This window comes from Ectothiorhodospira mobilis, assembly GCF_900114895.1.
GTDB classification, from domain to species: domain Bacteria; phylum Pseudomonadota; class Gammaproteobacteria; order Ectothiorhodospirales; family Ectothiorhodospiraceae; genus Ectothiorhodospira; species Ectothiorhodospira mobilis_A.
Map to the genome: position 1 here is coordinate 97,281 of NZ_FOUO01000004.1, position 13,825 is coordinate 111,105.

16 protein-coding genes are annotated in these 13,825 nt (G+C 70.3%); 9 read left to right on the forward strand and 7 right to left on the reverse strand.

What is annotated here, in order from left to right:
- Position 1 precedes the first annotated feature (1 nt).
- Positions 2–1,351 (forward strand): phosphohexomutase domain-containing protein, encoded by a 1,350-nt coding sequence (locus tag BM214_RS04470; RefSeq protein WP_090484121.1) that lies wholly within the window; start codon positions 2–4, stop codon positions 1,349–1,351.
- Positions 1,352–1,683: 332 nt separating this feature from the next.
- Here the strand turns inward: BM214_RS04470 and BM214_RS04475 are convergent, their stop codons facing one another.
- Together BM214_RS04475 and BM214_RS04480 are read right to left on the reverse strand one after the other, a co-directional pair.
- Entirely contained in the window at positions 1,684–2,607 is a 924-nt protein-coding gene (locus BM214_RS04475; protein WP_090484012.1) for a peptidylprolyl isomerase, read from the reverse strand.
- Positions 2,608–2,629: 22 nt separating this feature from the next.
- On the reverse strand, positions 2,630–2,929 hold the full coding sequence (locus BM214_RS04480; RefSeq protein ID WP_090484013.1) for a YciI family protein: 300 nt from the start codon (positions 2,927–2,929) through the stop codon (positions 2,630–2,632).
- Between the two features lie 140 nt (positions 2,930–3,069).
- Here BM214_RS04480 and BM214_RS04485 point away from each other — a divergent pair, with 140 nt between their 5' ends.
- Genes BM214_RS04485 through scpB form a run of 5 tightly spaced genes read left to right on the forward strand, consistent with a single transcriptional unit; the run spans position 3,070 to position 7,054 of the window.
- A complete protein-coding gene (locus tag BM214_RS04485; protein WP_090484014.1) occupies positions 3,070–3,708 on the forward strand; it encodes an L-threonylcarbamoyladenylate synthase in 639 nt (212 codons plus the stop codon).
- Positions 3,708–4,388 (forward strand): site-2 protease family protein, encoded by a 681-nt coding sequence (locus BM214_RS04490; protein WP_090484015.1) that lies wholly within the window; start codon positions 3,708–3,710, stop codon positions 4,386–4,388. The genes BM214_RS04485 and BM214_RS04490 overlap by 1 nt, the downstream gene beginning before the upstream one ends.
- 52 nt (positions 4,389–4,440) lie before the next feature.
- Positions 4,441–5,658, forward strand: a complete 1,218-nt coding sequence (locus BM214_RS04495) for a tryptophan--tRNA ligase (RefSeq protein WP_090484016.1) — start codon at positions 4,441–4,443, stop codon at positions 5,656–5,658.
- Positions 5,659–5,663: 5 nt separating this feature from the next.
- Entirely contained in the window at positions 5,664–6,530 is an 867-nt protein-coding gene (locus BM214_RS04500) for a segregation and condensation protein A (protein WP_090484017.1), read from the forward strand.
- A complete protein-coding gene (scpB, locus tag BM214_RS04505) occupies positions 6,527–7,054 on the forward strand; it encodes an SMC-Scp complex subunit ScpB (protein WP_090484018.1) in 528 nt (175 codons plus the stop codon). The genes BM214_RS04500 and scpB overlap by 4 nt, the downstream gene beginning before the upstream one ends.
- 21 nt (positions 7,055–7,075) lie before the next feature.
- On the opposite strand, the gene moaB is transcribed toward scpB, so the two are convergent.
- Positions 7,076–7,594, reverse strand: a complete 519-nt coding sequence (gene moaB / locus BM214_RS04510) for a molybdenum cofactor biosynthesis protein B (RefSeq protein ID WP_090484019.1) — start codon at positions 7,592–7,594, stop codon at positions 7,076–7,078.
- Positions 7,595–7,699: 105 nt separating this feature from the next.
- Here moaB and rluB point away from each other — a divergent pair, with 105 nt between their 5' ends.
- Positions 7,700–8,491, forward strand: a complete 792-nt coding sequence (gene rluB, locus BM214_RS04515) for a 23S rRNA pseudouridine(2605) synthase RluB (RefSeq protein WP_090484020.1) — start codon at positions 7,700–7,702, stop codon at positions 8,489–8,491.
- Positions 8,488–9,141, forward strand: coding sequence for an endonuclease III domain-containing protein (locus BM214_RS04520; RefSeq protein WP_090484021.1), 654 nt, complete (start codon positions 8,488–8,490; stop codon positions 9,139–9,141). Before rluB ends, BM214_RS04520 begins: the two co-directional genes overlap by 4 nt.
- A 6-nt stretch (positions 9,142–9,147) precedes the next feature.
- Here BM214_RS04520 and BM214_RS04525 read toward each other — a convergent pair whose 3' ends face one another.
- The 4 genes from BM214_RS04525 to hpnC form a co-directional block, all read right to left on the reverse strand.
- The gene (locus tag BM214_RS04525; protein WP_090484022.1) at positions 9,148–9,894 is read right to left on the reverse strand and encodes a YciK family oxidoreductase; all 747 of its coding nucleotides are present in this window, start codon (positions 9,892–9,894) and stop codon (positions 9,148–9,150) included.
- Positions 9,891–11,222 carry a hydroxysqualene dehydroxylase HpnE gene (hpnE, locus tag BM214_RS04530; RefSeq protein ID WP_090484023.1) on the reverse strand — a complete coding sequence of 444 codons (1,332 nt, stop codon included), beginning with the start codon at positions 11,220–11,222 and terminating at the stop codon, positions 9,891–9,893. Before hpnE ends, BM214_RS04525 begins: the two co-directional genes overlap by 4 nt.
- A complete protein-coding gene (hpnD, locus tag BM214_RS04535) occupies positions 11,219–12,082 on the reverse strand; it encodes a presqualene diphosphate synthase HpnD (protein WP_090484024.1) in 864 nt (287 codons plus the stop codon). Before hpnD ends, hpnE begins: the two co-directional genes overlap by 4 nt.
- Positions 12,083–12,158: 76 nt before the next feature.
- A complete protein-coding gene (gene hpnC, locus BM214_RS04540) occupies positions 12,159–13,025 on the reverse strand; it encodes a squalene synthase HpnC (protein ID WP_090484025.1) in 867 nt (288 codons plus the stop codon).
- 147 nt (positions 13,026–13,172) lie between these two features.
- Here hpnC and BM214_RS12955 point away from each other — a divergent pair, with 147 nt between their 5' ends.
- Entirely contained in the window at positions 13,173–13,766 is a 594-nt protein-coding gene (locus BM214_RS12955; protein ID WP_177217579.1) for a GNAT family N-acetyltransferase, read from the forward strand.
- Positions 13,767–13,825 lie beyond the last annotated feature (59 nt).

The window sequence follows — 13,825 nt, forward strand, 5'->3', positions numbered from 1 at the left end:
CATGCCCCCCTGTTTCAAGGCCTACGACATCCGCGGCCGCGTCCCCGATGAACTGGACGCGGACCTGGCCCGGCGCATCGGCCAGGCCTATGCCCGGGTGATCGCCCCCCCCGGGCCCGTGGCCGTGGGGGAGGACATCCGTCTCTCCAGCCCCGGTCTGGCCCGGGCCCTGGTGCGCGGCCTCAACGAGGCCGGTGTGGACACCCGTTCCCTGGGGCTGTGCGGCACGGAGACGGTCTATCACGCCGCCTCCCTGGAAGGCATGGGGGGCGGCATCATGGTCACCGCCAGCCACAACCCCATGGATTACAACGGCATGAAGCTGGTGCGCGCCGGCGCCGTGCCCGTGAGCGGGGACAGCGGCCTTGCGGACATCGGCCGCCTGGCGGCCTCCGGGGAGGCGTGCGCCCGTGCCGGTACACCGGGGGAGGATCGGCCTCTGGAGGTCACCGAGGGCTACGTGCAACGCATCCTCGGTTTCGTGGAGCGGGACCGCCTGCAGCCGCTGCACCTGGTGGTGAATGCCGGCAACGGGGCCGCCGGACCCACCTTCGACGCCCTGGCGGCACACCTGCCGTTTCGGGTCACCCGCATCCATCACGCCCCGGACGGGCATTTCCCCAACGGCATCCCCAATCCCCTGCTGCCGGAGAACCGGGAGGTCACCGCCCACGCGGTCCGGGTCCATGGCGCCGACCTGGGCATCGCCTGGGACGGGGACTTCGACCGCTGCTTCCTGTTCGACGAGAACGGCGGCTTCATCGAGGGCTATTACATGGTGGGCCTGCTGGCGGCGCAGATGCTGGAGAAGGCCCCCGGCGGGCGCATCATCCACGACCCCCGCCTGATGTGGAACACCCGGGACATGGTCCGCGCGGCGGGGGGCGTGGCGGTGATGAGCAAGACCGGACACGCCTTCATCAAGGAACGCATGCGCCGGGAGGACGCGGTCTACGGCGGGGAGATGTCCGCCCACCATTACTTCCGCGGCTTCTCCTACTGCGACAGCGGCATGATCCCCTGGCTGCTGGCCGCCGAACGCATCAGCATCACCGGCCGCCCCCTCTCGGCCCTGGTGGCCGAGCGCCAGCGCGCCTACCCCTGCAGCGGCGAGATCAACTTCCGGGTCACGGACACGGACGCCGTCATGGCCCGGGTGCGCACCGCTTTTGCCCCCCAAGGGCCCGAAGTGGACGAGACCGACGGCGTGAGCATGGCCTTCACCGATTGGCGCTTCAACCTGCGCAGCTCCAACACCGAACCTGTCCTGCGCCTCAACGTGGAGACCCGGGGAGACCCGGTACTCCTGCAGGAACGCACCCGAGCCCTGGAACGGTTGATCCGGGAATGAGCCGGATGCCCCATCGTCCTTGAGCTCTGACGGGAACGAGCCAGTAACCCAAGGAGCCCACCGGGGCCGAACCCCCGAAGGCGGGTGTGCGCCGCAGGGAGGCGGCGCGCAAGCCTCCAGGGAGGGATTCACGGCGTCCCGCCGCAGGGGGTTTGGCCTTGGTGGGCGGGGCATGCCGAAACCATGTGGTCCCGGGGAGGCGGCGCGCAAGCGTTCAGGGAGGGATGCACGGCGTCCCGCCGCAGGGGGTCCGGCCCCGGTGGGGCGGACGGAACATGGCCCGGTCGGCGTCGGGGAAGGTGGGCCGACCGGACCGATGGTTCAAGGGAGGGTCAGTCGGAGTCGGCGGCCGAATCCGACCCATCCTGCGCAGTCGCGTCCCCCTGGGGTGCCGTTTCCTTCGCCGGGGTCCCGGCCGCGCCTCCTGGGTTGCCGCTTCCCCCGTCACGGATCTCGATGTCCGCTTCCGCGCGCAGCTTCTCCACATAGTCCTGCAGGGCCCGGGTGGCCAGGATCTGCTGGATGCGCCCGCGTACCGATTCGAATTCCGGCGGTGTGCGTTCCCGGCTGTCTTCCCGCAGAATCACATGCCAGCCAAAGCGGGTCTCCACGGGTTCGGTGGTGTAGGCCCCGTCCTCCAGGGATTCCACCGCCTCGGAGAAGGCCGGCACCATCTCCCCGGGCGTGAACCAGCCGAGGTCCCCGCCCGCCTTGGCGGTGGGATCCTTGGAGTGCTCCCGGGCCAGGTCCGTGAAGGCCTCGCCGTTCTCCAGCGCGGCGATCATCTCCTCGGCCGTCTCCCGGTCATCCACCAGGATATGCCGCGCCCGGTATTCCCGGGTCTCCATGGCCTCCACCTGGCGCTCGTACTCCTGGCGCAGGGCCTCCTCGGAGAGATCCAGGTCATCCACATAGCGCTCCACCAGGGTGTTCACCAGCACATTGGTGCGGGTGCGTTCCAGTTGCTCCCGGACCCCGGGGTCTTCGTCCAGCCCCCGCTCCAGGGCCTCCTGGCGCAGCAGTTCCATGTTCACCATCTCCTCCAGGGCGGCCTCCCGGGAAGGGGCCTGACCCGTGCCATGGCCGGCCATGCCACGGAAATCGATGAAAGCCTGCAGTTCCTGCTCGGTGATGGGCACGTCGTTGACCACGGCCACCGCATCGGCGGTGGACGGGGCCGCTTCCGGGTCCTGGGAGCAGGCACCGAGGGCAAGGGTGACGGCGGCCGCAAGGGCGGCATGTCTGAATCGGGTCATGGGATCGTGCGTCCTCTCTGGATCAGGGAAAGACCTTTTTAAAGGGCTTGACGGTGACCTGGGCGTAGACACCCGCGGCCATGTAGGGATCCTCGTCGGCCCAGGCGCGGGCCGCCTCCAGGGAATCGAATTCGGCCACCACCAGGCTGCCGGTGAAACCGGCCGGACCGGGATCGGGGGCGTCCACCGCCGGGCAGGGTCCGGCCAGCACCAGGCGGCCGGCGTCCTGCAGGGCCTGCAGCCGCTCCAGGTGGGCGGGGCGCGCCGACTGCCGCCGCTCCAGGCTGTCCTCCACATCCTGACTGATGATCGCGTACAGCATCGAAAATCTCCCCGGGGCGTTGTCTTTTTTTACTGCGCTGGAAGGGTAACGCAGCGTCCGCCGGGAAAACAGGGCCGGGGAATGGGGCCCGGGGATCTGATAGGATAACGGCCTGTCACCCAAACCCCGGGAGGGGCCCCATGAGCCGCGTGTTCGAGATCCATCCGGAGACCCCCCAGGCACGCCTCATCCGCCAGGCGGCGGAGGTGATCGGGGAGGGCGGCGTCATCGTCTATCCCACGGACTCCTGCTACGCCCTGGGCTGTGCCCTGGGCAACAAGGAGGGCATGGAGCGCATCCGCCGCATCCGCCGGCTGGACGATCAGTACCACCTGACCCTGGTGTGCCGGGACCTGTCCGAGATCGCCACCTATGCCAAGGTGGACAACACCGCCTACCGCTTCCTCAAGGCCATCACCCCGGGGCCCTATGCCTTCATCCTCAAGGCCACCCATGAGGTGCCGCGGCGCCTGCAGCACCCCAAGCGCAAGACCGTGGGGCTGCGGGTGCCCGATCATCCCATCGCCCAGGCCCTGCTGGAGGCGGTGGGCCAGCCTTTGATGAGCAGCACCCTGCAGCTCCCGGGGGACGAGTTGCCGCTGGCGGACAGCGTCGATATCCGCGAGCGCATGGCCCCCCTGGTGGATCTGGTGATCGACGGCGGTCCCTGCGGGCTGGAGCCCACCACGGTGATCGACTTCGAAGGGGAGGTGCCCCACCTCCTGCGCCGGGGCAAGGGAGAGGTGCCCCCGGGAGTCGAGGAGACAGGGACCGACTGATGGAGCAGCTCCTGCCGGTGATCGCCGTGGCCGCCCTGCCGGTCCTGTTCGCCATCACCCTGCACGAGGCGGCCCACGGTTTCGTGGCCGGAAGGCTGGGGGATCCCACGGCGCGCATGCTGGGGCGGCTCTCCCTCAACCCCCTGCGGCATATCGATCCGGTGGGCACGCTGCTGGTGCCGGCGGGTCTGCTGATCCTGAGCGTGCTCACCTCGGCCCCGCCGTTCATCTTCGGCTGGGCCCGGCCCGTGCCGGTGAATGTGAACAACCTGCGCCATCCCCGCCGGGGCATGGCCTGGGTGGCCGCCGCCGGTCCCGCCGCCAACCTGCTCATGGCCCTGTGCTGGGCCCTGGTGATGAAACTGGCCCTGATGCTCCAGGGGACGCTGGATTGGGTGGCCGCGCCCCTGTTCTACATGGGCATCGCCGGGATCAGCGTCAACATCCTGCTGATGGTGCTCAATCTTTTGCCCCTGCCGCCCCTGGACGGGGGGCGGGTGGTGGCCGGTTTCCTGCCGCCCCGGCTCGCCGCGGGCTATGATCGCATCGAGCCCTATGGCCTGGTCATCGTCCTGGGGCTGCTGTTCACGGGGGTGCTGGGGGCCGTATTGTTCCCCCTGGCGGGGGCCCTGACGGATGCCATCCGCCTCCTGTTCGGCCTGCCGCCCTGGCGCCTGTAACCCCGTGGCCACGCAGATCATCCACCACTGACGCAACGTGTGAGGAGTCCACTTGAGTTCCCTGCCGACACAACACCAGCGGGTCCTGTCGGGCATGCGCCCCACGGGCCGCCTGCACCTGGGCCACTACCACGGTGTGCTGAAGAACTGGGTCGAGTTGCAGCACGCCTACGAGTGCTTCTACTTCGTCGCCGACTGGCACGCCCTCACCACCCATTACGAGGATCCGCGCATCCTGGGGGAGAGCGTCTGGGAGATGGTGGTGGACTGGCTGGCGGCGGGGGTCAGCCCCGGTTCCTCCCGCATCTTCATCCAGTCCCGGGTGCCGGAGCACGCCGAGTTGCACCTGTTGCTGTCCATGATCACCCCCCTGGGCTGGCTGGAGCGGGTACCCACCTACAAGGACCAGCAGGAACGGCTACGGGAGCGGGACCTGGCCACCTATGGCTTCCTCGGCTATCCCCTGTTGCAGAGCGCCGACGTGCTCATCTACAAGGCGGGCCTGGTGCCGGTGGGCGAGGATCAGGTCTCGCATCTGGAGGTGACCCGGGAGGTGGCCCGGCGCTTCAACCACCTCTACGGCTGCGAGCCGGGCTTCGAGGAGAAGGCCGAGGCGGCGGCGGACAAGATGGGCAAGAAGAACGCCCGCATGTACCGTGACCTGCGCCGGCGCTACCAGGAAAAGGGCGAGGAAGAGGCCCTGGACGTGGCCCGGGCCCTGCTGGAGACGCAGCAGAACATCTCCCTGGGGGACCGGGAGCGGCTGTTCGGTTACCTGGAGGGGGGCGGTCGCATCATCCTGCCGGAACCGGCGCCGTTGCTCACCAAGGCCTCCCGGATGCCGGGTCTGGACGGGCAGAAGATGTCCAAGTCCTACGGCAACACCATCGCCCTGCGGGATGAGCCCGAGGACGTGGAGAAGAAGATCCGCACCATGCCCACCGACCCGGCCCGGGTGCGCCGCAGCGATCCGGGGGATCCGGACAAGTGCCCGGTGTGGCAGCTGCATCAGGTCTATACCGATGAATCGGTGCACGCCTGGGTGCAGGAGGGTTGCCGCAGCGCCGGCATCGGCTGCCTGGAGTGCAAGCGGCCCGTGGTGGATGCGGTCCTGGCCGAGCTCAAGCCCATGCAGGAGCGGGCGCGGGAGTACGAGAGCGATCCCAACCTGGTGCGCTCCGTGGTGGCCGAGGGCTGCGAGGCGGCCCGGGACATCGCCCGGGACACCCTGGATGAGGTGCGCCGGGCCATGGGGCTGGGCTACCGCTGAAGGCCATGGAGGAGACCGGCGCCCACAGGGTTCTCGATCCCCCCCCGCCCGCAGCGCAGGGAACAGAAGACATGCCCGCCGTGCCGGTGGCGCGGGTCCGGGGGGAACCCCTCACCTGGGTTCCCCAGGACCTGTACATCCCGCCGGATGCCCTGGAGGTGATCCTGGAGGCCTTCGAGGGGCCGCTGGACCTGCTGTTGTACCTCATCCGGCGCCAGAACCTGGATATCCTGGACATCCCCATCGCCGAGATCACGCGCCAGTACATCCGCTACATCGAACTCATGCGCGAGTTGCAGCTGGAACTGGCGGCGGAGTATCTGGTGATGGCGGCCATGCTGGCGGAGATCAAGTCGCGCATGCTGCTGCCCCGGCCCGCCGAGACGGAGGAGGAGGAAGACCCCCGGGCCGAGCTGGTGCGCCGTCTACAGGAGTACGAGCGCATCCGCCAGGCGGCCCTGGATCTGGACCAGCTGCCGCGCCTGGAGCGGGATATCTTCCAGGTGGCGGCACAGCCGCCCCCCATGGACCAGGTCCGTCCCCTGCCTCAAGTGGAACTGGATGAACTGCTGCGGGCCTTCTCCCAGGTCCTGGGTCGGGCCGAGATGTTCAGCCACCACCAGGTGCAGCGCGAGCCCCTGTCCGTGCGCGAGCGCATGACCCGGGTGCTGGAGGCCCTGGAGGGGGGGCGGCAGGTGCCCTTCGGTGCCCTGTTCACCCCGGAGGAGGGACGCCGCGGCGTGGTGGTCACCTTCCTGGCCATCCTGGAGCTCATCAAGGCCCGCATGGTGGACTGGGTGCAGGCAGAGGTGTACGCCCCCATCTATCTGCGTCCCGCAGGGGAGATGGCCCAGGCGGAGGATGGGGCATGACGCCGCAGGCGCTGCAGCGCATCCTGGAAGGGGCCCTCATGGCCGCCCAGCGCCCCCTTTCCCTGAAGGAGATGGAGAGCCTTTTCCCGGAGGCGGAGCGTCCGGGGCGGGACGAGCTGAAGGCGGCCCTGGCGGCCCTGGAGCAGTCCTGCGAGGGGCGGGGGTATGCACTGCGCCAGGTGGGCAGCGGCTACCGCTTCCAGGTGCGGGAGGAACTGGCCCCCTGGGTGTCGCGGCTGTGGGAGGAGAAGCCGCCCCGCTACAGCCGTGCCCTCTTGGAGACCCTGGCCCTGATCGCCTACCGTCAGCCCATCACCCGGGCCGAGATCGAGGAGGTGCGCGGGGTGACGGTGAGTTCCCAGATCATCCGCACCCTCACGGAGCGGGAGTGGATCCGCGTGGTGGGACACAAGGACGTGCCCGGGCGTCCCGCCCTGTTCGCCACCACATCCGGTTTCCTGGACTATTTCAACCTGTCCTCCCTGGATGATCTGCCCACCCTGGCGGAACTGCGGGACCCGTAACCGGGAGTGGCAACGGCCGTACTATTCCTTCAGCCGGGGCAGGAGCGCCGCCAGGTTGCAGGGGGGCGTGCGCCGGTCCAGCTGCGGCCCCAGGATGCCGTTCCAGGCGGTGCGGCAGGCCCCCGGGGAGCCGGGCAGGCAGAACACCCAGGTGCCGTTGGCCACCCCGGCCAGGGCACGGGACTGCAGCGCCGCCGCGCCGATCTCCGCGAAGGAGAGGCTGCGGAACAGCTCGCCGAAGCCCTCCAGGGGTTTGTCCAGCAGCGGCGCCACCGCCTCGGGGGTGCCGTCGCGCCCGGTCACTCCGGTGCCCCCCGTGGTGACGATGGCCTGCACATGGGGATCGGCGATCCACTGGGAGACCACGGCGCGGATGCGGTAGCGGTCGTCGGGGACGAGACGGCGGTCCTCCAGGGTGTGGCCGGCCTCGTGGATGGCCTCCACCAGCACGGCCCCGGAACGGTCCTCGGCAGTCCCCCGGGAGTCGGAGACGGTGAGCACGGCGATGGGGATGGGGATGAACTCGGGGGTCTCGGACATGGTTCCGGGCCTGTGGCACAAGTATAGGGCCGTCAGTAAACTGGATCCCCCCGCCGCCTGGCAAGGGGCGGGAGCGACCCCTTTTCCCTGCATACGGAATACCTGATGAGCGAACGTCTCCACAAGATGCTGGCCCGGGCGGGCCTGGGTTCACGGCGTGAAGTGGAGCGCTGGATCGCCCAGGGCTGGGTCACCGTCAACGGCCGCGTGGCCCGGCCCGGGGAACAGGCCGGCCCCGAGGACGAGATCGCCGTCCAGGGGCGGCCGGTGTCCATCCGCGCCCCCGAGGCCCAGGTGGTGGCCTATCACAAGCCCGAGGGGGAGGTGACCGCGCGCAAGGATCCGGAGGGCAGGCCCACGGTGTTCGAGCATCTGCCCAAGCTGCGTCAGGGGCGCTGGGTGAGTATCGGCCGCCTGGACCTGAACACCTCGGGGCTGTTGCTGTTCACCACCGATGGGGAGTTGGCCCACCGCCTCATGCACCCCTCCGGCGGCGTGGAGCGGGAATACGCGGTGCGGGTCCTGGGCGCGGTGGAGCCCGGGGTACTGGAGCGGCTGTGCCAGGGGGTGGAACTGGAGGACGGTCCCGCCCGCTTCGACGCCATCCGGGACGCCGGCGGCAGCGGCGCCAACCATTGGTATCACGTCCTCCTGCGGGAGGGGCGCAACCGCGAGGTGCGCCGTCTGTGGAACGCCGAGGGGATCACCGTCAGCCGCCTCATCCGCGTGCGGTACGGCCCCGTGGCCTTGGGTACCGGGCTGCGCCTGGGGCGCTGGCGGGCCCTGGAACCCGGTGAGATGCAGGCCCTGTACGCGGCCGCCGGTCTCGCCGCGCCGCGCCGGAACGCCCCCCGCATGGCACGCCCCCCGCGCACGCGCCGCGCCCCCCGCAAATGAGCCCGGAGCGCCTGCGCAGGGTCTTTCGCCTGCTCTCGGACCACCATGGACCCATGCACTGGTGGCCCGGGGAGACCCCCTTCGAGGTGATGGTGGGGGCCATCCTCACCCAGAACACGGCCTGGTCCAATGTGGAGCGGGCCATCGCCGCCCTCAAGGAGGCCGGGCCCCTGGAGCCCGCTGCCCTGCTGGCGCTGCCGGAAGGGGAGCTGGCGGCGCGGATCCGCCCCTCGGGGTATTACAACGTCAAGGCCCGGCGTCTGCGGGCCTTCTGCCAATGGCTGCTGGATGCCGGCGGCGAGCCGGCCCTGCGCGCGCATCCCACCGAGCGCCTGCGTCCGGCGCTGCTGACGGTGAAGGGCATCGGTCCGGAGACCGCCGACGACATCCTGCTCTATGCCCTGGAGCGGCCGGTGTTCGTGGTGGATGCCTACACCCGGCGCCTGTTCTCACGCCTGGGGCTGGCCCCCGCCGACCTGCCCTACGAGGCCCTGCGCGCGGGCGTGGAATCGGCCCTGGGACCCGACGTGCCGCTATTCAATGAACTGCACGCCCTGATCGTGAACCACGGCAAGTCGGTGTGCCGGCCCCGTCCCCGCTGTGGCGATTGCATCCTGCGGCGGGATTGCCCCGCCGCGGACGGGATCTAGACCGACTCAGGTGCGCTGGATGTTCTCGCCGGTGGTGCCCCGGGATTCCGGCCCCAACAGGTAGAGGTAGGGGGCGATCACCTCCTCGGGCGGGGGGTTCTTTTCCGGCGCCTCGCCGGGGTAGTGGTCGATGCGCATGTGGGTGCGCACCGGGCCGGTGTCCACCCCGTTGACCCGCATGCGTTCGCTGCCCTGGTATTCCGCCGCCAGGATGCGCATCAGCCCCAGTTGCCCCGCCTTGGCCACGCCGAAGGCGCCCCAGAAGGCCTTCTGGCACTCGTGGGTGGAGAACACGATGCTGGGATCCGGGGCCTTCTCCAGCACCGGCAGGAGGGCGTGGGTGAGGAGGAAGGGGGCGTTCAGGTTGGTGGCCATGACCCGAGCCCAGAGCTCCAGCGGATAGTGGCGCATGGGGGTGAGGCTGCCGATCCAGCCGGCGTTGTTCACCAGCCCGTCCAGGCGGCCGAATTCGCCGTCCAGGTTGTCCGCCAGGTCCTGGTGGTCCTTGGCGGTGGCCCCCTCCAGGTTCATGGGGTAGATGGCCGGTTGGGGACCGCCGGCGGCCTCGATCTCGTCGTAGACCTTTTCCAGGCGCTTGATGACCTTGTCCAGCAGCACCACCGTGGCCCCGTGCCGGGCAGTGGCCAGGGCCAGGGCGCGGCCGATGCCGTCGGCGGCACCGGTGATGAGGATCACCCGGTCCTTGAGCAGGTCCGGGGCCGGCTGGTAGTCGAACAGGGGATGTGCGGTCATGGGGTGGGGTTCGTTCCTCGGGTCGGTTGGGTCATGGCTCGGGCGCATTGTACCCCACTGATCACCGCACCCTCGAGTGTCCCGGGCAGGCCCGTGGCGGTGTAATCCCCCGCCAGCCAGAGCCCGGGCAGGGGGGTGGCGTTTTCCGGGCGCAGGGCGTCACAGCCCACGCCGGCGCGGAAGGTGGCCTGCCGTTCCCGGATCACCCAGCTTGCCCGTGGCCGCCCCCATTCGGGGAAGAAGGCCGCCAGCTCCTCCTGGATGCGCCCTGCCAGGGCGGCGCGGTCCAGGGCCATGTGGGACCCGGAGGCGGAGATCACCACGGCCATGCGCCCGGGCTCCCCGGCGAAGCGGCGGTCGAAGACCCACTGGCCGGTGGTGCCCAGCAGGCCCAGCAGGGGGGTGGGCAGCCGGGCCGACTCGGCATATTGCAGATAGACCGTGCAGATGGGCTCGGTCTGCAGGCGGCGCAGTCGCGCCGCCGTTTCGCAAAGCCCCGGCAGGGGGGCCAGCAGTCGCGCCGCCTCGGGGTGGGCGGTGGCCAGCACCACCTGCCTGGCCGCCAGGGTGTCCCCGCCGCGCAGGGCCAGATGGAAGCCGCCACCGGGCTGTGGCCGCAGGGCCTGCACGCGGCAGCCCAGGTGCACGCGGGCGCCGCGGGCCTGCAGCCAGCCCATGGCCGGGTCCGGCAGGGCGGCGCTCAAGGACCCCCGGGGCATGAGCAGGTCGGAGTGGCTGCGATGCCCGCTGAAGGCCCCGCGCAGCACCGCCGTGAACAGCCGTGCCGAGGCCCGCTCCGGCGCGGTGTTGAGGGTGGCCACGCACAGGGGGGCCCAGAGGCCGTCGATGAGACAGCCGGGCTGGCGGTACCGGTGCAGGAGGGCGAGCACGGAACAGTCCTCCTGCCCCTGCCAGCGCATGAGGCGGGCCAGGCCGGGCAGGGCCCGCAGGCGCGCCAGGGCGGGCAGTCCCCGGGCCGTGAGCAATCCCCCCAGCAGGTGCAGCGGGGTGGGCAGGTAGAGGCTGGAGAAGCCGATGTCCGGCGCCCCGGCGCGGCGGATGCCCAGGTCCATGGGCAGGCGCAGGAAGGCCGCCGATTCCTGTACCCCCAGTGCACGCACCAGGTCCAGGGTCTGGCCGTAGGCCCCGAGCAGCAGGTGCTGGCCGTTGTCCAGCCGGGTCCCGTCCAGGTCCACGCCGCGGGCGCGCCCCCCGGGGTGCGGCGCCGCCTCCAGCAGGGTCACCGCCTCGCCGGCCTGGGTCAGGCGCACGGCGGCCGCCAGTCCCGCCCAGCCGGCGCCGATGACGCAGACCCCTGCGGGTTTCATGGGTGATCGCCGCGGCGGTGGTATCGCCGTTCCCGGCGGGCGGTGCGCCAGGCGATCCACAGCTTGCGCAGGGGGGTGAGGTGGATGCGGTGCTCCAGCACGCGATAGCCGTCCTCGGCGATCTCGTCCAGCAGGGTGCGGTAGATGGCGGCCATGATGATGCCGCTGCGCTGGGCATAGCGGTCCGTATCGGGCAGATGGGCGAAGGCGCGGCGGTAGTACTCCCGCGCCCGGTCCGCCTGAAAGGCGAACAGGGCCTGCAGCCGTTCGGAGGTCTGCGGCCGTTGCAGGTCCCGCGGGTCCACGCCGAATTTCTCCAGTTCGTCCAGGGGGATGTAGATGCGTCCCCGGCGGGCATCCTCGAGTACGTCCCGCAGAATATTGGTGAGCTGGAAGGCCATGCCCAGGTCGTGGGCGTAACGGGTGGTTTCCCGTTCTTGGTAGCCGAAGATCTCCGCCGACATCAGCCCCACCACGCTGGCCACGCGGTAGCAGTACAGGGAGAGTTCGGTGAAGGTGGGATAGGCGTCGAAGTCCAGGTCCATCTGCATGCCGTCGATCACCTCCTGGAAATGCTCCTGGGGGAGGTTGAAGCGTTCCAGAGAGGGCTGCAGGGCCTGGCCCACCGGGTGGCTGGGGTGTCCCGTGAAGGTCTCCCGCACCTGCTCGCGCCACCAGTCCAGCTTCCTGCGGGCCACGTCCGGGTCCCGGCATTCATCCACCACGTCGTCCACCTCCCGGCAGAAGGCGTAGAGGGCGGTGATGGCCCGGCGCCGCTCCGGGGGCAGGAACAGGAAGCTGTAGTAGAAGCTGGAGCCGCTGGCGGCGGCCTTTTTCTGGCAGTACTGGTCGGGGGTCATGGATCCGGATGCAGGTTGCCGTTGAGGGGATAAATTACCACAGGGCCATGGGGGTAATGGGGGCGCTGCGGGACGTTTACGCCCGGCCGGCCAGGGCATGCAGGAGGATGACGCCGTAGTCGGCCCCCCGCAGGCGGGGGCGCGAGAACAGGTCCGTCTCCTGGCGGCGCAGCCGCGTCAGCACCCGCCCGCCGGCGGCGATGATCAGGCGGATCTCCAGGCCGATGCGTCCCGGCAGCATGCCGCCGAGGGGCGCGCCCTGGTGCAGCCGCTCCCCGGCGCGCTGGAACTGGTGATGCATCAGGGCGCGGAAGGCGTCGTCGGTGATGCGGTGGCGGAAATGGTCCTCATCCACGCCAAAGGCCCGCATCTCCTCCCGGGGGATGTAGATGCGCCCCAGCTCGTGGAAGTCCTGGGCCAGATCCTGGTAGAAATTGATCAGCTGCAGGGCGGTGCAGACGGCGTCCGAGCGGGCGATGCGCTCCGGATCGGCCCGGTCGCACAGGTGCAGCAGCAGCCGGCCCACGGGGTTGGCGGAGCAGCGGCAGTAGGATTCCAGGTCGGCGAAATCCTCATAGCGTTTCTGGGTGATGTCCCGGCGGAAGGCCTGCAACAGGTCATGGAAGGGTTGTGCGGGCAGGTGATGCACCGCCATGGCATGGGCCAGGGCGATGAAGGTGGCATCCTCGTTAGGGTCGCCAGCGGCGGCCGCGTCCAGTTTGCGGCCCAGATCATCCAGGGCCCGCAGCCGGTCCTCGGCCGGTGCCCCCCCCTCATCGGCCAGGTCGTCGCCGCGGCGGGCGAAGCTGTAGATGGCCGCCACCGGACGCCGCAGCCGGGGGGGCAGCAGGCGCGAGGCCACCGGGAAGTTCTCGTAATGGCTGCGGGCCTGCCGCAGGCACTGGCCGTAGGCCCGTTCGACGGCTTCGGGGAGCGGGTGCATGGCGCCGGGGGGTTGGGATGCGGGATCAGTGTACCCGCGGCGGCGGGTGCGGGCCATGGCCTTGCGCTGCCCCGCTATCCAAGGGGGGCGCTGCGGCGTAGGATGAGGCCACCCGATATCACCCGTGCAGCCGCGCAGGGGGAGGAGATGAGCCTGATACGTCAGCGTCACCGGCAGGATCCCCATGCCACACCCCGGGGCGGGGCCGCGGCACGTTCCGCGCCTCCCGCCCGGCACCGATTCCCCGACCCGTGGGGGCGGGGAAGCCAGATCCGCCCCCTGCGCGAGGGGGACAGCCGGGAGATTCCCGGCCTGCTGGCCCATTCCAGGGAACTGGACTGGGCCTTTCCGGGAGCCCCCTATCCCCCGGATCCCCACTGGCTGGAGGCGGCCCTGGCCGGGTGCCGGGAGGTGGCCGTCTGTGCCGAGCGGGGGCGCATGGTGGCCCTGGCGGCGCTGCGGGACCCGCAGCCCGGAGGGGCCGCGTTCATCGAGCACCTGGTGGTGCATCCGCAGCGCCGTTGCCGGGGCATCGGCAGCCTTCTGCTCAGGCATCTCCTGCAACAGGCCTTCCATCAGGACCGCTGCCGTGAGGCCCATGCCCGGGTCTGCAGCGATAACCTGCCCGCCACGCTGTTCTTCTATGAGGCCGGTTTCCTGCCCTATGGCATCGATGCGGGGGGCGATGGCGGGGCCGTCCTGCGGCTGCGCCTGGGCCGGCGGGACTTTGAGGAGGGGTGACGGGGCGACGCTGACCACGGTCAATTGCGCTGCCCGGCCGGGCTTTGTTTTTTGTCTCG